Raw genomic sequence first — 18,033 nt, 5'->3', positions numbered from 1 at the left:
CCTCACCGGGCTATTGGAAAACTTCCGCCTTTGCGCTACTATTTGGATAACTTTGTCACTAACCCCCAAAAATCCAATATGTACTGGACTCTTACATCCTATAGACATTTCGGTGAAAAATGTTGTACACTTCTGCCATTCAACTTCCCAAAAGTCTAATGGATGAATACGCTTGCTCGTGCATATAATCAAAACTTGACCATCTTATGTAAGCTAGACTCAATTTTGGCTGGAGATTATGGATTTTAGAAGGAGGATATAAAAGGTGAAACGGTTATTCCCTGTTTTTCTCGCATTGGTCCTGGTCACACTAACCCTTTCCGCCTGCGGCGGAAAAAGCACGAAGTACATCATCGCTACCGATGCCACCTGGCCGCCATTCGAATATGTTGACGACCAGAACAAAATTGTCGGTTTCGACATTGACCTCATGAATGCCATCGCCGAAAAGGCTGGCATCGAAATCGAGTATCAGAACGTGGGCTTCGACCCCTTGCTGGCCGGCATGGCCCAAGGCACCTACGATGCCGCCATCTCTTCCATCACCATCCTGCCCGATCGCGCCCAGAACATGCTGTTTTCTGACCCCTATTACATTGCCGGGCAGATGATCGTAGTCCAGAAAAATAACACTTCGATAACCAGCCAGGATAGTCTCAAAGGTAAAAAGTTAGGAGCGCAGCTGGGAACTACCGGTGAGAGCCTGGCAAAAGACACCGCAGGAGCTACGGTCAAGTCTTACAACCAGATCGGCCTAGCCATCCAGGACCTCTTGAACGGGCAGATCGATGCAGTCATCTGCGATACGCCCATCGCCGAAGGTTATGCTAATAAAAACGCCAGCACGCTTAAAATCGTCGGCGGCTCCCTGACCACAGAGAGCTATGGCATTGCCGTAGCCAAAGGCAAAACAGACCTTTTAAATAAGATCAACCAGGGCCTCGCTGCCGTCAAGGCCTCCGGTATTCTCGACCAACTAGTCCAAAAATGGCTTGCCAGCTAAAGCAGGTAAAAAGAGGAGGTCTCATAAAGCCCTCCTCTTTTTAGGTAAACAGATTGGTAACTAAACCCGACCCCACAGCTCAGGAAGAGCGCAAGATAGCCCTCATTCCAGGAGCCGAACCAAGCGCCCGGAGTGACCCGTGGTGGTGGCTGGTCGCTTTAGTGGTAGCCCTCGTCGTGCTCCTTATACTCACTTCGCACGAATATAAAGGCATCTTCAGTTTTATCCTTAAAGGGCTCAATGTTACCGCGGTGGTCACGGTAGTCTCATATATACTCATGCTAATAGTCGGCATGTTAGGCGCACTTGGGCGACTATCTAAAAACTTCATTTTCCGCGGTCTTGCAAGCCTGTACGTCGAGATAATCCGCGGCATTCCTCTGCTCGTACAGCTTATCATGTGGTATTTTGTTTTCCCTTCGCTTGTACAGAAGATCGGCGACGCTACCGGGATTGCCTTCCTGGCAGACTGGCGCGCCAATCCAATCGCCATGGCGATACTTGGGCTTACCTTCTGCTATGGCGCTTATATGACTGAAATATTTCGTGCTGGCATCCAAAGTATTCCCAAAGGGCAGATGGAAGCCGCACGCAGTCTGGGAATGACTTATGTTCAAGCTATGCGCCATATCGTCCTGCCACAGGCGATAAGAGTAGTGCTTCCACCGGTAGGTAATGAGTTTGTTTCACTGCTCAAAGATTCATCGCTGGTAAGCGTCGTGGCCGTCGCAGACATGACGCGTCTCGGTCAAACTTATATGTCCAACCACTTCAATCCCATACCTGTATGGATAATGGTTGCCCTAATGTATCTTATTCTAACGCTGTTCTCTTCCCGCGTTGTCTCATGGCTGGAAAAGAGAACACGTTTTGAAAGGTAAAACGTGGCGCCTATTATTCACATAGAGCACGTCCACAAGCGCTTTGGGCGCATTCAGGCCTTGCGCGGGGTCAGCCTGGATGTCAGCGAGAGTGAAGTTGTGGTCATTGTAGGGCCTTCCGGTTCGGGCAAATCCACTCTCTTACGCTGCATCAACAGACTGGAGGAATACAACGCCGGCAAGATAGTGGTTGACGGCATAACTCTCGATAGCGCCCAGAACATCAATGCCGTACGCCGCGAGGTCGGCATGGTTTTTCAGTCATTTAACCTTTTTCCACATCTCACCGTGAGGCAAAACCTGACACTGGCGCAGTGTGTGGTGCGCAACCGCTGCAAAGAAGAAGCAGCACAAGTAGCCAATGCCCTGCTCAATAAGGTCGGTATCCCGGACAAAGCGGATGCCTTCCCAATGCAGCTTTCCGGCGGGCAGCAGCAGCGTGTGGCTATCGCACGCGCCCTGGCCATGAATCCCAAAATAATGCTCTTCGATGAACCTACCAGCGCCCTCGACCCAGAGATGATAAAAGAAGTGCTGGACGTTATGACAAACCTAGCACATGAGGGTATGACCATGGTTGTGGTTTCCCACGAGATGGGCTTTGCCAGAGCCGCCGCCAGGCGCATCATTTTCATGGACGAAGGGCAAATCCTTGAAGAGGCCAGCCCTCAAACATTTTTTTCCGACCCTCAGCACGAAAGAACCAGGCTGTTCCTCAGTAAAATCCTGCACCTCTAAACATCAACCTGACATGATTACCGTCGTAACGGGCGCCAGCGGACATGTGGGGAACAATCTTGTCCGCAGCCTGCTGGCCGAAGGACGGCAGGTCCGCGTTGTATTGCATCACAACACCTCGCCTTTTGATGGCCTCATTGTTGAAAAAATCAGAGGAGACATTTGCGATGCGGATTCGCTGAGTGCAGCCTTTACCGGAGCCGACGTTGTTTATCACCTTGCAGCCAGAGTGTCTATCGAGATGAGTGGCTGGAAGACACTCCATGCTATCAACACAACAGGCGCTCGCAATGTCGCCGATGCGTGTTTGAAGCACGGCGTACGCCGCATGATACATTTCAGTTCCATCGATGCCATCGAGCAAAAGCCCGTGGACATTCCAGTAGATGAAAAGAGTCCACCGGCGCACGGCCAGAAACATCCTCCTTACAACCGTTCCAAGGCAGCCGGGGAAGCCGCAGTACGGGCTGTCGTAGAAAGAGGATTGGACGCCGTCATCCTCAACCCCACTGCCATTATCGGCCCTCACGATTTTCAGCCGTCCCACCAGGGGCAGATGCTGCTTTCCATGGCACACGGGAGTCTCCCTGCGCTGGTTAAGGGCGGCTTCGACTGGATAGATGTGCGCGACGTGGTATACGGCGCAATGCAAGCTGAAAAATTGGCGCCACGCGGTTCAAAATACATTTTGGGAGGCCACTGGGCTTCGTTGGCCGAGATAGCCCGGATGGTAGAAAGAAATACGGGTGTCCCTTCTCCCGGGTTCACGTGCCCGTTATGGCTGGCGAGCGCCGGAGCCCCGCTGGTCACCACCTTCGAGCATTTGCGTGGAAGGCGTCCTCTCTACACCAGGGCTTCGATTATCGCCATCAATTCCAACCGCCACATCAGCCACGAAAAGGCTGAAAAAGAGTTGGACTATCACCCCAGGCCGCTTGAGCAGACCATCCGCGATACACTCACCTGGTTTGCCAACTGCGGCCAGTTGCCTGAGAAATCCAGATGAACGAACACGCAATTTTCGACGGTATTATCATCGCCTGGCTGGTACTGGCTGCGGCCGTGTTCATCCTTTTGTTTTTCGTAACGGCGCCATATGGCCGTCACTTGCGTAAAGGCTGGGGGCCTACTCTGGATAACAAGCTGGGTTGGATGGTCATGGAGTCCGCCTCGGCCTTGCTGTTTGCCCTCTTCTTTATACTGGGAAATCACCGCGATTCATCGACCGCAGTTGTTTTCCTGTTCATGTGGGAGGCGCATTACGTTCACCGGGCTTTCATCTATCCTCTCTCGCTACACGGACCGGCCAAACGTATTCCAATCCTGATTGTCGCTTTCGGGCTTTTCTTCAACTGCATAAACGCCTATCTTAACGGGCGTTATCTTTTTAGCTTATCCGGTGGTTACGACAATGCGTGGTTATCCGACCCGCGTTTCATTCTGGGAGCCATGTTGTTCGTGGCGGGTTTTATGGTCAACCGCCATTCAGACCGTATCCTGGGCGGCTTGCGCCAGAATGAAGAAGGCAGCTACAAAATTCCCTACGGCGGATTCTACCGCTGGGTCTCCAGCCCCAACTATCTGGGGGAGCTCGCCATCTGGTGCGGCTGGGCACTGGCTACCTGGTCGCTTCCCGGCTTGGCTTTCGCCATCTGGACGGCGGCCAATCTCATACCGCGAGCGCGCGCCAACCACCTGTGGTATAAATCCAAATTCGCTGATTACCCGGAAGAACGCCGTATTCTCATACCGGGCATCTGGTAATTACTCCTGCCTGTATAAAACAGAAGAGGGGTTTTCACCCCTCTTCTTCACTCTTGAGCAGCCTGAGGATGGATTACTTTTTAGCGGCAACCTCGGTTTGGGGGGAACGCCAGCCCCAGTCTTCTTTTACGTAAAGCACAGTCTCGCATTTGGGGCAGAGCAGTTTAGTGATTTCCCCGTTCTTTTGCTCCCGGGGCATGACTAGTTTTTTATCCACCGGGCAGTATGTTTTTTTAACCACCATTTTCATCGTGTTAACTCCTCCATCGAGTCTAATCGAGTTTGCCGTCATGAAAAGAGTAACCCCGCTTTAACGAGGTTACTCGAATTATCAAAAGCTACTGAGCGGATTGTCCCTGGCGCACCAGGTCGGCAAAAGCCGCCGGCTCGCGTACCGCCATGTCGGCCAGCACTTTGCGGTTGAGGTCGATATCGGCTTTCTTGAGCGATTCGATAAACTGGCTGTAGCTCATGCCGTTAGCCTGGCATGCTGCATTGATGCGAGTTATCCACAGCCGGCGCATATCGCCTTTACGTTCGCGCCTGTGAGCGTAGGCATAGCTCAAAGAGTGCAGCAATGACTCATGAGCGCGTCTGTATAAAGAATGCCTGGTAGCCCGTTGGCCCTTCATCAGGTCCAGTATTTTCTTATGTCTCTGGCGTGCGGTAACGCCTTTTTTCACTCTAGCCAAAATAGTCCTCCTTTAGCCTGTACCATTTGGTATAAGCCGCTGTATGCGCACCCGGTCGCGCGGGCTCAGCGGTATCATTTCATCAAACAGGCCCTTACTCCTGTCAGATTTGTTGCGGCGCAAGTGGCTTTTCCCGCCTTTCATGCGCATTATCTTACCCGTTCCGGTAATATTAAAACGGCTGCGGGCGCCTTTGTGCGTCTTAAGCTTTGGCATTTTGTAACTCCCCTGTTTCTTCCTTTGACTCTTCTTTTGGCTTGCTTGTCTTGGCTGACGGCAGCGGAGCGAGAATGGCATGAAGCCTGGCGCCCTCGCGTACCGGTTCCCTTTCAACTGTTGACACGTCGGCGAGCGACTGTGCCATGCGCTGTATTAACTTTATACCGAGTTCAGGATGGGTATTCTCGCGTCCGCGGAACATAATGGTAACTTTAACCTTATCTCCATCCTCGAGAAGTTTGTGAGCCGTGCGTGACTTTGCGTCAAAATCGTGTTCGCCTATTTTGGGGCGTAACCTGACTTCTCTCAACAGCACTACCTTCTGGCTCTTGCGGGCTTCACGCTCTTTCTTGGTCTGGACGTATTTAAACTTACCGTAGTCCATCAGGCGACAAACCGGCGGTACGGCCGTGGGAGCCACCTCCACTAGATCGAGCCCGGCTTTTTCAGCTACCTCTCGGGCCTGATACAAGGGCATTACGCCCAATTGCTCGCCCTTATCACCGACGAGGCGTATTTCCCTGCCCCGTATCATCTGGTTAACGCGTAATTCCTTAATTATACTGTTCAATACCTCCGTACAAATCTCGTGCCACTACAAAGACACAACTAGACATTATAACCCGAAATCTTTAGCTTTGTCCACAATAACCTTGATGACAGCCTTTTTGAACTCCTCAAACGAGATGTTGTTCTTCTGCTCGCCGTTTCTGAGGCGCACGGATATCGTCCCTCCGGATACCTCTTTATCGCCAACGATAATCATATAGGGTACACGCCCAAGCTGGGCTTCGCGTATCTTGTAGTTCATGCGGTCGGAGCGCGAGTTCACCTTTACCCTGATGCCAATTTCTTTAAGCTCTTTATCGAGCTTTTCCGCATATTCGACGTGGCCATCTGTGACCGGAATGATCACAGCCTGCACGGAAGCCAGCCACACCGGGAAAGCCCCGCCATAGTGCTCCAGGAGAAAACCGATGAGGCGCTCGTGCGTGCTCAGGGGGGCGCGGTGGATGATTAATGGACGTTCTTTGGCGCCTTGCTCATTCGTGAATTCCAATTCGAAGCGCTCTGCCTGGGCGAAGTCCACCTGGTTGGTAGCCAGGGTGAACTCCTTGCCGATAGCGCTTTTAACCTGTACGTCAATCTTGGGGCCGTAGAAAGCTGCTTCATCGGGGATCTCCACGAACGGGATATTATTGCGTTGCATGGCCGTGCGCACCATGTCTTCCGTTTTCAGCCAGAGTGACGGGTTATCGACGTACTTTTTCCCCAGTCCATCGATTGAATGGGTGCTGAGACGCATGACGTAATCGGAAATATCGAATACTTTGAAGTATCCCAGATACAGGTCGATGACCGCCATGAATTCCTGTTCGAATTGTTTTTCCGAGCAGTAGATGTGAGCGTCGTTCATCTGCATCGAGCGCACGCGCATCAACCCGAAGAGCTCGCCGGATTTCTCGTAACGGTAGCAGGTGCCGTATTCCGCCAGGCGCAAAGGCAGGTCGCGGTAGCTGCGCGGCTTGCTGGCGAATATTTTGTGGTGCATGGGGCAGTTCATGGGTTTGATATAGTACCGCACGCCTTCGAGTTCCATGGGGGGATACATGCTCTCGGCATAATACGGCAGATGCCCGCTGCGCTGAAACAGTGTTTCTTTGGTTATGTGGGGGGTCTTGACACGCACATAGCCATGCTTGAGTTCGACATCCTTGGCCAGTTTTTCGAGTTCTTCTATCATGGCGCCGCCGTTGGGCAGCCACAAAGGCAGTCCCGGGCCGATTTCATCGTCGAAGATGAAGATTTCAAGCTCTCTGCCCAACTTGCGGTGGTCGCGTTTGGCTGCTTCTTCCTGCTGTTTGAGGTAATCGTCCAGTTCTTTTTGAGTGGCGAAGGCCGCGCCGTAAATGCGTTGCAGCATGGGGCGCTTCTCGTCGCCACGCCAGTAGGCGCCAGCGATGCTGGTCAGTTTGAAAGCCTTTACGTCGCCGGTAGAAGCCACGTGCGGGCCGCGACAGAGGTCAACGAAAGCTCCTTGTCGATAGAGGCTCACAATCTCGTCGGGAATGTCGTCAAGGAGCTCCAACTTGTAGGGCTGGCAAGCCATGACCAAGCGCGCTTCGGCTTTGCTGACTTCTTCACGGGTAAATGGCAGATTCTTAGCAATAATCGACTTCATGATGTCCGCGATGACCGGTAAATCCTCCGGCGTGAGGGCTCGTGGAAGCTCAAAATCATAGTAAAAACCATTTTCTATGGCCGGGCCGATTCCCATGCGGGCATCGGGAAAACAGGATAAAACGGCCTGTGCCATGATATGCGAGGCGGAGTGCCGCATGGCTTCAAGGCTGCTATCGTTCTTTTGCATATCGGTTTTCATATTACAACCTTCGGATTTAAACAAAAACCCCTGACCCGACCGAGCCAGAGGACGCAGGCAACTCTAGTGGATCCAATCAGCCGGTATTATATCAATAAAGGTCCCTGTCTTCAATGCCGAAGGGAGGCTGCTCGTGCAGCCTCCCTCATACTCTCTCGACTCAATAATTGTTACCTGATACCAAGCAGCAGCGCTGAAAGCATTACTGCTGCAATGATGGAACCCAGGGAGATCACTACGAGAACAGCGATCCAATTTCCGAGGGACAGTCTCTTGATAACGGCCTTAATCAGGGCTTCTTCAGCCTTGGCCAGAGCTTCCTCGGCGGCCTTCTTGGCAGCCAGCGCGATTTCCTCGGCGCGGCCGGTGGCTTCCCTCGATGCCCTGCCGGCTTCCTCAGCGCGTGACGTAGCTTTTTGAGCGGCGCCCATGGCGGTCTCGGCGGCTTCGCGGGCGCCCTTGGCCACGACTTCGGCCTTGCGGGCGGCTTCTTCAGCCTTGGCGGTAGCCTGCGCGGTGATAGCCTTCATGGCGGCGGCCAGAGCCTCATCACCAACAATATCAGCCGCTTCAGCTTTCTTGCCAGTTTCAGCAGCTACTTTTGAGGCTGTCAAAGCAACTTCTTTGGCCTCTTTACCGGCCTCATCAACCTTCTCAGCCAGTATACCTTTTACGCGGGTAGCGGCGGCAATAGCGATGTCGCCGGCCATGTCGGTCTGATCGCCCTTGCGGGCAACCTGCTCAGCCAGGCGGAAAGCGGCGGAAGCGGCATTCTTGGCGTCGCGACCGGCTGCATCAGCCTCCTGAGCAGACTCTACTGTCAGTTTTGAAAGCGCGTGAGCCGCGGCGGTCTTGGCGATCTTGGCTTTCTCGTCGGCTACCTTGCCGGCGGCCTGAGCATTTTTAATCGCTTCGAGTGCGGCCGCTTTGGCGGCGGCGGCGTTATCCCTGGCGTTTGCCGCAGCTTCTTCAAAAGCTCTGGCGGCGAGTAACGCGGCCTCTTTGGCGGCCAGAGCGGCTTCTTCAGCTTTGGCAGTGGCTTCCTCAGCGGCATATTTGGCGGCACGAGCGGTCTCTTCAGCTTTTTTGGCGGCGGCTTCTGCACGACGAGCAGCTTCTTCAGCGGCATTCTTAGCCAAACGGGCAGCTTCTTCTGCTTTCTTGGCGGCTTCCTCAGCGCGCCGGATAGCCTCTTCGGCAGCAGCCTTGGCAGCCAGCGCCATCTCCTCAGCCTTCTTGGAAGCTGCTTCAGCCTTGCGGATAGCTTCTTCGGCGCGACGAATGGCATCTTCCGAAGCCGTTTTAGCCGCTCGAGCAGTGTCCTCGGCTTTCTTGGCAGCTTCTTCTGCCTTCCGCACAGCTTCAGTGACCTGTTTTTCGGCTCGCGCGGCTTCCTGACTGGCTTTTTCGGAAGCCTTGATGGCAGCCTTAGCTATTTCTTCGGCCCTGGCGGCTGCGGCAATCGCCGAAGCGGTAGCATCTTTAGCTGCCTTTTCCGCGGCTGTAGTCGCTTCTTTGGCAGCCTTGGCAGCAGCGGCGGAAGCTTCACGCGCGGCGACGGCGGCTTCTTCAGCCTTCTGGATATTGACTTCCATTTCATCCAGTATCTGAGGTAACGGCTTTACCATTACCTGAGGGCCTGGCGCCGCTCCTGCGGCAGTTACCTTTACGGTTTGTTCTGATTCAGGTTGATTCTTCGGGACCATCGCGCCTCCTTATTTCTCCTTACAATATTATATTATTTGTTTATCCAAACATCACCCGGTCAGGTAAAAGTAATCACGCACCAAACCCGGGTATATCTGCTTGGTGCGGATTTAAAGCCATTATTTATTTTTCGTCCATCGATAAGCTTATACTTGATAAACCTGCCTGTCAAGATGTTTTTTACTAAAATTGAAATATTTTCGTAATCGATTGTCACACTTGTCCCGAAGAGCGTGCCTGCTTAACCGAGCCGGCAAACCCTCCTGAAATAATCCCTCGATTCGGCGGCGATGCTCAGTTGGGAAATCTCAGTGTCAAGAGCTGCAGGTAGGGTACGATTACGACATCAAAAAATACAACGCCGAGCACCAACCCCGCTATATAAATAATGCCAGAAACCCTTCCTTCGCCCGCCATAACATGCTGACGGAATGGGCATCCTTCCGCCATGACTGAAAAATATGCCATGAAGAACGCCCCCACGGCACTGAGCGGAATGAGGATGGACGGAGTGACATTGAGCCCGTCCTTCAGCATGGGCATGAACTGCCAGCCGCCGGGTTTGGTGAAACTGGAGAGCGTCCCGCCCAGTTTATTCACCAGGGCAAAACCTATTACGCCTCCGATAAAGATGCCTATCAGACCCTTGAGGCGATAGCTGTCTTTAACCAGGAAAAAGTCTCGAACGCCGGAGATGGTACAAAAACGTGAACGCTGGCCGAGATAACCCACGATCGCACCGATAACCAGCGTAGCCAAGCCGATTTTCCAGGCGAAAATTCCCGTCATTGCGCCCTCCTAACCTTCCATTTTATATATATGCAGGCGACCACTACGCCCAGCACGATCATCCCCAGCATGAGTATGGCAAAAAACATCCCGTAGGATGCCAGGATAGCCGTGCGGATGGGGCACGACCCCCATAACAGGCCAAAATTGATGATGAGAAAGCCCAGTATGAACGCCAGCACATTGTCCCGCACCGGACCGCGGCGCAGCTTGAATTCCTTGTTTTTGATGGCCGCGATGAAAGAGCCGATGATGAATCCCACCGACGTCAATACCGGCACCGTGACGAAAATGCTATGGATAGTGAACTTGGTGCCGAAGATGTTATTGACCAGCCAGTTGACTAAATTGGCAGGGTGGGAAATGCCGCAAATACCGTCACCTGCCGGCGGCTGCAAGCCGAAATACCCCTGCACCACCGCCGCCAGCAGCCCCATAGTGATGCCGGTGATGAGGGCCATGTTGCCGCTCAATTTAAAGCTTGGCTTCCATCTGGGCGGCTTCACGTTTGGCGTTATGTTAGCCTGTTCTATCTCCAATATGCCCTCCTTTACTCCTGATAAAGGTCACAACGACTTGCGGGCTATTTGAGGCCCATTACCTTCTTCACTGCTTCCTTAATATGTGGAATGAATTGAGCTATTGTGGTAGCGGGAGTCGGACGTGCCAGTTCACCGGCGGTCCTGTTAATCTTGCTGGCAGCCACGCAAGCCTCGACCACATCCATACCGCTGGAAATGAGGGCTGACACTTCTCCAGTTATGGTGTCTCCAGTGCCTCCGATAGGTTCCAGAGCGGGGATATTGGGTTCTTTGATGACCGCTACGACTTTGCCATCTACAATCACGTGATCGATGGGGGCTTTGACAATCATGTAGCGCGGGGCGTCTCCATGCGCAAAAGCCTCCTGGCTTAACCTGGGCACCTCGGTCTGGTCGACATCGAATATGAAGTGCTGGACATATGCAGGGTGGGCAGCGTCGGGATCAGCCAGGAAGCTCAATTCTCCGGGGTCGGGTGTGAACAGGTCGAATTTTGGAGCTAATTTGACCGCCTTGGCGTTGAGCAAGGCGCCGGCATCGGCGATAAGAAATGGCCGCTTTTCCATCTTATGAGCGACGTTGATGAAATTAATAAAGGGATCGCGCGTCGGTAAAATATAGTGCAGCGTGACTACACTGGGAGATAATCTGGCTATCTCCTCGGTGAGGAATTTGAGAAGCTTCATGGTCCCTTCGCCCATGCCGGTGTCTCCCACCACCGCTGCGTAGGGTTCGGCGATGCCGAGCGCCTGGCAGGTAGCGGAAGCCGCCGAAATCATAGCCGCGGTGCCGAGCGTTACATACTGGCCTTCGAGGGTGTAGTCCCCAATGGTGAGCTTGTCGGGTTGGTAATGCACAGGACCGTAGGTCAGGGGCAGAGTCTCAATAGGTATGGTACCGACTAAGAGCAACATCTCTATTTCCCCTTCTTCTTGCTTGATTCTTTGCTGAATATTTCCAGCGCTTTGTTGTAGGCGTGTTCAAGCGTATAGGCGCATACCGTCTTGCCCAGAGCGCGCGGTTTCGGCCCCTGGCCGATTATCGTCCCGTAAAGCTTCATACCCAGGTATGGGATATCCGGGCAGCCGCCTCCGGAGATGTTTACGATGGTGCCGCTCCCCTTTTGATATGTGATTTTCATATTGCCGCAGCGCACCATGACATAGTCACCGTAATCAACCGTTTTAATGAGTTTGGTAAGATAGACGGGTATGAGCTTGGTTCCCTTTGGCATGAACAGAATATCGAGTATCATCACGCCTTTTTCGATAAGGACGTTCTCGGCGGCATCCACGTCGGTGGCGTCCACTTCCACCGCCAGGTCGCATCCTGTGCGGTATTCTACCGGCGGTGCTACTTCTCGTACTTTGAAACCGGCTTCTTCGAGAACTGGCTTGGCGCGCATGGCATGATAGATGTAGTCAAAAACAATCAGGGCTTTGTCTTTTTCTTCTTCCGGCAATTCGCTACCTCCCAGTTTGATTCTGGCTGTGGAATAGCCGCAGTAAGTTTATTACTTAGGGGAAAGCTCTGTCAAGACTAAAACGCCCCAAAATAGCTTTATTCTACCAATTATCTATGATATGCTTATGACTGCCTGAAGTATCTCATCGCGGAGGGCCTTATGCATCCAAACGAGCTTTTATATAGCCCGGACCACATCTGGTGCAAAAAAGAACCTGACGGAAATGTCCGCCTGGGAATGACGTACCATTATCAGGAACAGCTTAAAAACATAGTGTATGTGGACTTGCCAAAGGTGGGGACTCTTTTACAACACGGCGAGCCCTTCGCCTCTTTCGAATCCTCCAAGACAGCCGCCGACCTGACATGTCCCATAAGCGGAAGTGTCATAGAGACAAACGCTCAACTCCAGGATAAACCTGGACTGGTCAATAAAGACCCTTATGGTCAGGGATGGATGGTGCTGGTCAAACCCACCCATCCCGAAGAGTTGGACCTTCTTCTCTCCTCTAAAGAGTATATAGATTTGATACTGAAATAGAGAAAAGCGATGCCCGACCTTTTAGCAGATGTTGCGGTCATCGGCAGCGGACCCGCCGGCTATAGCGCCGCTCTCCGCGCTTCAAAATTGGGGGCTAAAGTCACCCTTATTGAAAAAGGCGAACTCGGCGGAGCCTGTCTCAACAGGGCCTGCATACCCACCAAAACACTGCTCCATTCTCTGGCTCTATTACGCTCAATCAACAATGCCGCCAGCTTCGGCATCAACAACGGCAATGCAACTATCGATGTCAATAAGCTGCGCGAAAGGAAAAATGCCGTTATTTCTATCATGACCTCCGGCGTAGCCCAGCTTATGGATGAAAGCGGCGTCGCGGTGGTCCGCGGCAAGGCTCGCCTGCTCTCTCCAAACCATATCGAGATAGTCGGAGACAATGGGGCTGTTCAAACTCTCAAAGCGGATAAGATTATCATCGCTACAGGCTCAGTCCCTCGCCATTTAGATGTGCCGGGCGCGGAGAGCGCCGGTATCTGGTATTCCAGCGATGTTCTGGAACTTAAACATATTCCGCAGAGCCTCCTAATGATTGGCGGAGGCGCGGTGGGCGTGGAACTGGCGGCTATTTTCAACGGATTGGGTGCCAGTGTCACCATTCTGGAAATAATGCCTCGTATCCTGCCCAATGAGGATGCGGAGGTCACGCCGGTACTGGAGCGAGCGCTGAAGAAGGAGGGCATCCAGATATTCACCGGCGCTCAAATCGACCGTATAGAAACTCTTGCAGATGTGAAGCGGGTTCATTTCAGATGCGGAGAGGCGGGAAAAACGCTTGATGCGGAAGCTGTCTGCGTCGCCATCGGGCAGAAGCCTTTTTTTGAAGGACTGGGACTATCCGGTTGCGGCGTAAAGGCCGGTACCCGCGGCATTGAAGTGGACGGCCACATGCGCACCAGCGTCCCCAACGTATTTGCCGCCGGTGATGTGGCCGGCAAGTCCATGCTGGCTTATGTCGCCATGGCCGAAGGGCGCATTGCGGCCGGGAACGCATTGGGGGGCAATACGCCGATGGACTATTCGGCCATCCCCCGTTGCGTTTATACGCCTATCGAGCTTGCCAGCGTGGGGCTAACCGAGGCTGATGCGCTATTGAAGGGTCTAAAAATCAAATGCCTGCGTTCTAACATGGCAGCCAATGCCTCGGCCACTATACAGGGTGAAAGACGCGGATTAGTCAAACTGATAGTCTCGGAGAATACTAGAACTTTGCTAGGAGCCCACATCGTCGGAGCCGGGGCCGCCGAACTCATAGCGGAGTGCGCTCTGGCTGTCAAGATGGGTGCAACCATCGATAACCTCCAGCAGACTCTTCATCTCCACCCCACCCTTTCCGAAGCAGTTTGGGAAGCGGCGTTCGGGATGGAAATCTAGCTCCCTCGAAGCCGTACTCTCGAAAGCAGGGGCGTCTGGCCAGACGCCCCTGCGGAACGTATATTGTCTTTCTGAGCCTACCTACCGCAGGCGGGATGAAGAATCCCTAGGAGTGGTCAACCATTCTCTCCTCTCCCCTTGGGGGAGAGGATTAAAGGTGAGGGGTATTCCTAACTTTCCCCCTCACCCCTATTCCGGGGCTAGATTTTAATGACCTTGCCGGCTTCGAGCAGCGAGTTGACGATATCGTACATGTTGCCAACGATGCCGAACTTTAATTTGTCGAGAATCCCATAATAGTTAAGACAAGTCCCGCAGGACATTATCTGCACGCCGTCTGCCGTCAGCGCCGCCAGGCTGTCCAGAACTTCGGAGCCTTCCGTGGTCAGCTTCACGCCGTTATTGATGAACATGATTTTCTCGGGCTTGGGCTCGGAGTCGTGCAGCGTGTTGAGGAAGGCTTTCATCAATATCTGCCCCAACCGCTCGTCGCCCACCCCCAGCTGGTCGGTCGTAATAAATACAACCACTCCGCCACTGGTAGGAATGTTCGCCGCTCCGGCAGGCTTTTTGCCCGCTTCAGGGTTAGGTGTAATATGCATGTAGAACAGCCCGCCGCCCCGGTCTTCGATTTTTACCTCGTGCCCCTGGCTCTGCACGAAACGGCGCACGTTGTCGCGGCTCACGATGTTGTCGACCACGACCAGCAGATTCTCGCCGTGCGCTTGTTCCAGCGCCTTTTTGGTATTTACCACCGGTAGCGGGCATGTCAGCTTGCGGCAATCGACCTCTTTGACCATTTCTTCCTCCTAGCGGCTCCTCACGGTTTGGGAGTTAACTCGATATGGATTTCCTCCCCGAATTGCCCGCTTTTGACGTTGTAACCCTTATTCTGCGCCAGGCGCGTCACGTTTTCTTTGGCGGCACGGTTGTCCACCTTTACCAGAAGCGGTTCATTCGGATGGCTGGCCATAGCCTTTTGCACGCGCACTACCGGGATGGGGCAGGCCAGACCCAGAGCATCAACTTCAAACATGACGCCTCCTATTTACAGGCGTTGCCTCGCAAACGCCAGTCCACGAGCAATAGTTCTGTGCGGCTACCACAGAGAACTGGTCGATGACTTCTTTGACTTTGGTGGCAGGAGTCGGCTGGGCCAGCAAACCGGCCATGCGGTTGGTGCGGCAGGCGTAGATAGCGGCATCCTTGGGTTCCAGTCCGGCATACACCAGCCCGGAGACAAGGCCGGTAATAGTATCGCCGGTGCCGCCGATGGGTTCCAGCGTTGGCACGTTGGGTTCGGTGATGGTCGCCAGTATCTCTCCGTTCATCGCGATGTAATCGGTTTTACCCTTGACCAGCAGCAGTTTGGCCGCGCTGTTGTTTTTGAAAGCATCGGCTATCTGGCCGGGAATTTTGTCGGCGTCGCAGGCAAACAGGTGATGCGATATGTAGGCTGGATGGGTGGCCTGCGGGTCCGCCAGGAAGGCAATCTCGGAGGGGTCGGGGGTGAAGATGTCGAACTCCGAGGCCAGCCCGGCGCCCTTGGCGGCATACATGGCGCCGGCATCGGCAATCATAAAGGGGCGTTTGGCGCAGCCCTTTATCGTCTCCAGGAGTTTCTTGAGCAGCGCCATGATAGGCAGGCTGTAATGCATGGTGAGCACTTCAGGCGCGAGCTCCACGACGTGCTCCGTCAGATATTTATACATATCGCGCGTCCCTTTTCCGTCGCCGATATCGCCGGCAATCAGAACGTGCGGGGCTTCCAGTTTGAAGTAGTCGGTCATGGCCAGCGCCGCGCTTATCATGGCGCCGGTGCCCTGGGTGCGCGAAAAACGCTGGCCATCAGCAAACAGATAGTCGCCTTCCTGCCGTACCTGGCCGTAGGTCATCGGCAGGTCTTTGCTTGGCACAGTACCAAAAAGGAGCATCATGAAACACCACCTCCGTTGTAAATGCTAAGGGCTTCTTCGTAAGCCCGTTGCAGCATGGTGGCGCACAGCGTATAACCCAGCACGTTGGGGTGGGGCGCTGAGGCGAGAGGCTTGTCCACCATCTCGGCATTCAGGTACGGAATGTCGGGACATCCGCCGCCGGAGACATTGACGATAAGTCCGCTTCCCTTTTCGAAGGAGAGCTTCATGTTGCCGGCCTTGACCATCACCCACTTGCCGAAGTCGGTCACCTTGACGATGTCGCACATCTGTGAGGCGTTCTTCTTGAGTGGCATGATGCTCACAAAGGGGACACTCTTCTCTTTGAACAGGCGCTCGATGCCGGCCTGTTCTACCAGGTTGATTTCCAGTGCCAGGTCACATCCCATGCGCAGCTCGGGGGGTGGCGCCACCAGTTTGACCTCGTATGCGGCGGCGCGCACCGTCCGCTCGCCTTTCATGGCACCGGCAACATCATGAAAAATGATGATGCCGTCGCCCACGAAGTTGGCCTTTTTCTGTTTTGTAGCCTCCATGAACACTCCTTAGACCGTATTTCCCTTAAGCAGCTTCCTTTTCACGCATCATGAAACCTATGGCCAGACAGAACAGCAGACCAGCCACTACCGCCCATATTGCATACTTGCCCAGATTCCCAGTAGCGCCAGCGCTGGAGGCAAAGAGCAAGTTCATGGCAATGGCTCCGCCAGCAATATAACCCAGGACGCTAACGCCGGCGTCGGTATCGCCTTCACCGGCCAGCGCAATGTTGCGCAGCGGGCATCCGCCCATCTGGGTGGCCGCCAGTCCGACCAGGCTGAAACCCAGGAACGTCCAGATATACTGCGGCCAGGCAATCGCGCCTGCTGCATCTACATACGGCAGCGCAATCGGCTGCTTGGTAACACCCCAGTGATAGATAATGTCACCGTGAGGAGAACCCAGCAACCCGCCAGTGCTGAAGTTGCCGACGATATAGTTGGTCGCCAGAGCGCCAATCACAAATGCCGCCAGGCCGCTGAAAAGATAGAAATCCTTTGCCAGGAATAAATCGCGCCAGCCGCCGATAGAGCAGAAACGCGTGCGCTGCACGATAAAGCCGACAACGAGGCCAAGCCCCAGACCCAGCCAGGGGTTAACGTGCTGGGCACCAGGAGCAGTAGCAGTAGTGGTGAAAGCCAGCGCGCCCCACTTGACTATCAACAGTACGAAGAAGGCAAGTGCGAAGATGGGGATGATGAGTCCTGCTGCGGCCGGTAATTTAGTGGCGCGGCCCAGGGTGAAGCCCCTTTTTAGGAAGAATACACCCACCAGAATGCCCGCGATCATACCACCGAGAGCCACTAGGGCGCTTAGGTCACCGCCGCCGAGGCGCAGCAGCATGCGGACGGGACAACCAAGGAAAACCAGTGCTCCGGCCATGACGCACATGGCCAGTATAAAACGAATGATAGGGGAAGAGCCGCCGCGCGGCCGCCATTCGCGGAAAGCTAGTGAAGTCCCGAAGGCTCCCAACGCAAAACCTAAAATTTCAGGCCGCAGATATTGTACCGCTGCGGCTGTTTGCAGCTTCAATGCTCCGGCAATATCCCGCAAAAAGCAGGCAACACAAATACCCATGTTGTTGGGGTTGCCCCAGTTCACCGCAAGGGCACCCAGCACGCCGAACACAAAGCCGCCTAGGATTATCCACTTGCTTTTACCCAGAAAATCCATCAATCCGTCCTCCTTTTTGATTATAATACTTTTTGCTCGTGCCCCTCAACAATATTATTCTTGTCGCTTCACCTCCTGACCTGAATAATCGAATATATCAGCCGACCAGTATAAGTCAGACTTTTACTCGGCATAAATTATATGGATTAAAAGCCGGGAAGTCAATACCTCGCATTGCTTCATAATAGAAGTTACTGAAAGGGAGATAGTTGCGTCAAAATTGGTGTTACCAAAGGAGGGCAAGGTGACACGACGCAGCATGTTGGAA

Annotated in this window: 21 protein-coding genes; 7 read left to right on the top strand and 14 right to left on the bottom strand. The window is 53.7% G+C overall.

What is annotated here, in order from left to right:
- The first annotated feature begins 265 nt into the window (after nucleotides 1–265).
- From C4542_05800 to C4542_05780, 5 genes are read left to right on the top strand one after another with little or no spacing between them, the layout of a single operon-like run.
- A complete protein-coding gene (locus C4542_05800; protein RJO61724.1) occupies nucleotides 266–1,003 on the top strand; it encodes a basic amino acid ABC transporter substrate-binding protein in 738 nt (245 codons plus the stop codon).
- A 53-nt stretch (nucleotides 1,004–1,056) separates the two neighbouring features.
- Nucleotides 1,057–1,884, top strand: coding sequence for an amino acid ABC transporter permease (locus C4542_05795; GenBank protein RJO61723.1), 828 nt, complete (start codon nucleotides 1,057–1,059; stop codon nucleotides 1,882–1,884).
- A 12-nt stretch (nucleotides 1,885–1,896) separates the two neighbouring features.
- Nucleotides 1,897–2,622 carry an amino acid ABC transporter ATP-binding protein gene (locus C4542_05790; protein ID RJO61729.1) on the top strand — a complete coding sequence of 242 codons (726 nt, stop codon included), beginning with the start codon at nucleotides 1,897–1,899 and terminating at the stop codon, nucleotides 2,620–2,622.
- Between the two features lie 13 nt (nucleotides 2,623–2,635).
- Nucleotides 2,636–3,628 carry an NAD-dependent epimerase/dehydratase family protein gene (locus C4542_05785; protein RJO61722.1) on the top strand — a complete coding sequence of 331 codons (993 nt, stop codon included), beginning with the start codon at nucleotides 2,636–2,638 and terminating at the stop codon, nucleotides 3,626–3,628.
- Nucleotides 3,625–4,386 carry a DUF1295 domain-containing protein gene (locus C4542_05780; GenBank protein ID RJO61721.1) on the top strand — a complete coding sequence of 254 codons (762 nt, stop codon included), beginning with the start codon at nucleotides 3,625–3,627 and terminating at the stop codon, nucleotides 4,384–4,386. Before C4542_05785 ends, C4542_05780 begins: the two co-directional genes overlap by 4 nt.
- A 338-nt stretch (nucleotides 4,387–4,724) precedes the next feature.
- On the opposite strand, the gene C4542_05775 is transcribed toward C4542_05780, so the two are convergent.
- The 9 genes from C4542_05775 to C4542_05735 all read right to left on the bottom strand — a co-directional run bounded on the left by C4542_05775 (nucleotide 4,725) and on the right by C4542_05735 (nucleotide 12,123).
- Nucleotides 4,725–5,078 carry a 50S ribosomal protein L20 gene (locus C4542_05775; protein ID RJO61720.1) on the bottom strand — a complete coding sequence of 118 codons (354 nt, stop codon included), beginning with the start codon at nucleotides 5,076–5,078 and terminating at the stop codon, nucleotides 4,725–4,727.
- Between the two features lie 12 nt (nucleotides 5,079–5,090).
- Entirely contained in the window at nucleotides 5,091–5,294 is a 204-nt protein-coding gene (locus tag C4542_05770) for a 50S ribosomal protein L35 (protein RJO61719.1), read from the bottom strand.
- The gene (locus tag C4542_05765) at nucleotides 5,281–5,832 is read right to left on the bottom strand and encodes a translation initiation factor IF-3 (GenBank protein RJO61728.1); all 552 of its coding nucleotides are present in this window, start codon (nucleotides 5,830–5,832) and stop codon (nucleotides 5,281–5,283) included. Before C4542_05765 ends, C4542_05770 begins: the two co-directional genes overlap by 14 nt.
- Nucleotides 5,833–5,913: 81 nt before the next feature.
- A complete protein-coding gene (locus tag C4542_05760; protein ID RJO61718.1) occupies nucleotides 5,914–7,680 on the bottom strand; it encodes a threonine--tRNA ligase in 1,767 nt (588 codons plus the stop codon).
- Between the two features lie 170 nt (nucleotides 7,681–7,850).
- A complete protein-coding gene (locus tag C4542_05755) occupies nucleotides 7,851–9,308 on the bottom strand; it encodes a hypothetical protein (GenBank protein RJO61727.1) in 1,458 nt (485 codons plus the stop codon).
- A 373-nt stretch (nucleotides 9,309–9,681) separates the two neighbouring features.
- A complete protein-coding gene (locus C4542_05750; GenBank protein ID RJO61717.1) occupies nucleotides 9,682–10,176 on the bottom strand; it encodes a hypothetical protein in 495 nt (164 codons plus the stop codon).
- Complete coding sequence (locus C4542_05745) at nucleotides 10,173–10,715, bottom strand: cytochrome C (GenBank protein ID RJO61716.1); 543 nt, start codon at nucleotides 10,713–10,715, stop codon at nucleotides 10,173–10,175. Before C4542_05745 ends, C4542_05750 begins: the two co-directional genes overlap by 4 nt.
- Before the next feature lie 44 nt (nucleotides 10,716–10,759).
- The gene (locus tag C4542_05740) at nucleotides 10,760–11,632 is read right to left on the bottom strand and encodes a sugar kinase (protein RJO61715.1); all 873 of its coding nucleotides are present in this window, start codon (nucleotides 11,630–11,632) and stop codon (nucleotides 10,760–10,762) included.
- 2 nt (nucleotides 11,633–11,634) lie between these two features.
- Complete coding sequence (locus C4542_05735; protein ID RJO61726.1) at nucleotides 11,635–12,123, bottom strand: DUF3343 domain-containing protein; 489 nt, start codon at nucleotides 12,121–12,123, stop codon at nucleotides 11,635–11,637.
- A 219-nt stretch (nucleotides 12,124–12,342) separates the two neighbouring features.
- On the opposite strand from C4542_05735, the gene gcvH reads away from it, so the two are divergent.
- Nucleotides 12,343–12,723, top strand: coding sequence for a glycine cleavage system protein GcvH (gene gcvH / locus C4542_05730; protein RJO61714.1), 381 nt, complete (start codon nucleotides 12,343–12,345; stop codon nucleotides 12,721–12,723).
- 9 nt (nucleotides 12,724–12,732) lie between these two features.
- Complete coding sequence (lpdA, locus tag C4542_05725) at nucleotides 12,733–14,112, top strand: dihydrolipoyl dehydrogenase (protein RJO61713.1); 1,380 nt, start codon at nucleotides 12,733–12,735, stop codon at nucleotides 14,110–14,112.
- 200 nt (nucleotides 14,113–14,312) lie between these two features.
- On the opposite strand, the gene yedF is transcribed toward lpdA, so the two are convergent.
- From yedF to C4542_05700, 5 genes are read right to left on the bottom strand one after another with little or no spacing between them, the layout of a single operon-like run.
- Nucleotides 14,313–14,912, bottom strand: a complete 600-nt coding sequence (gene yedF / locus C4542_05720; GenBank protein RJO61712.1) for a sulfurtransferase-like selenium metabolism protein YedF — start codon at nucleotides 14,910–14,912, stop codon at nucleotides 14,313–14,315.
- 20 nt (nucleotides 14,913–14,932) lie between these two features.
- Nucleotides 14,933–15,148: a SirA family protein gene (locus tag C4542_05715; protein ID RJO61711.1), complete on the bottom strand. Its 216-nt coding sequence runs from the start codon at nucleotides 15,146–15,148 to the stop codon at nucleotides 14,933–14,935.
- Nucleotides 15,141–16,046, bottom strand: coding sequence for a sugar kinase (locus C4542_05710; protein RJO61725.1), 906 nt, complete (start codon nucleotides 16,044–16,046; stop codon nucleotides 15,141–15,143). Before C4542_05710 ends, C4542_05715 begins: the two co-directional genes overlap by 8 nt.
- Nucleotides 16,046–16,585 carry a DUF3343 domain-containing protein gene (locus C4542_05705; protein ID RJO61710.1) on the bottom strand — a complete coding sequence of 180 codons (540 nt, stop codon included), beginning with the start codon at nucleotides 16,583–16,585 and terminating at the stop codon, nucleotides 16,046–16,048. The genes C4542_05710 and C4542_05705 overlap by 1 nt, the downstream gene beginning before the upstream one ends.
- 25 nt (nucleotides 16,586–16,610) lie before the next feature.
- Complete coding sequence (locus C4542_05700; GenBank protein RJO61709.1) at nucleotides 16,611–17,765, bottom strand: YedE-related selenium metabolism membrane protein; 1,155 nt, start codon at nucleotides 17,763–17,765, stop codon at nucleotides 16,611–16,613.
- Between the last annotated feature and the right edge of the window lie 268 nt (nucleotides 17,766–18,033).

It is taken from the genome of Dehalococcoidia bacterium (assembly GCA_003597995.1).
In the GTDB taxonomy this organism is placed as follows: domain Bacteria; phylum Chloroflexota; class Dehalococcoidia; order Dehalococcoidales; family UBA1222; genus SURF-27.
The sequence above is the reverse complement of the archived record's forward strand: the minus strand, read 5'-3'. Positions and strand labels throughout refer to the sequence as shown.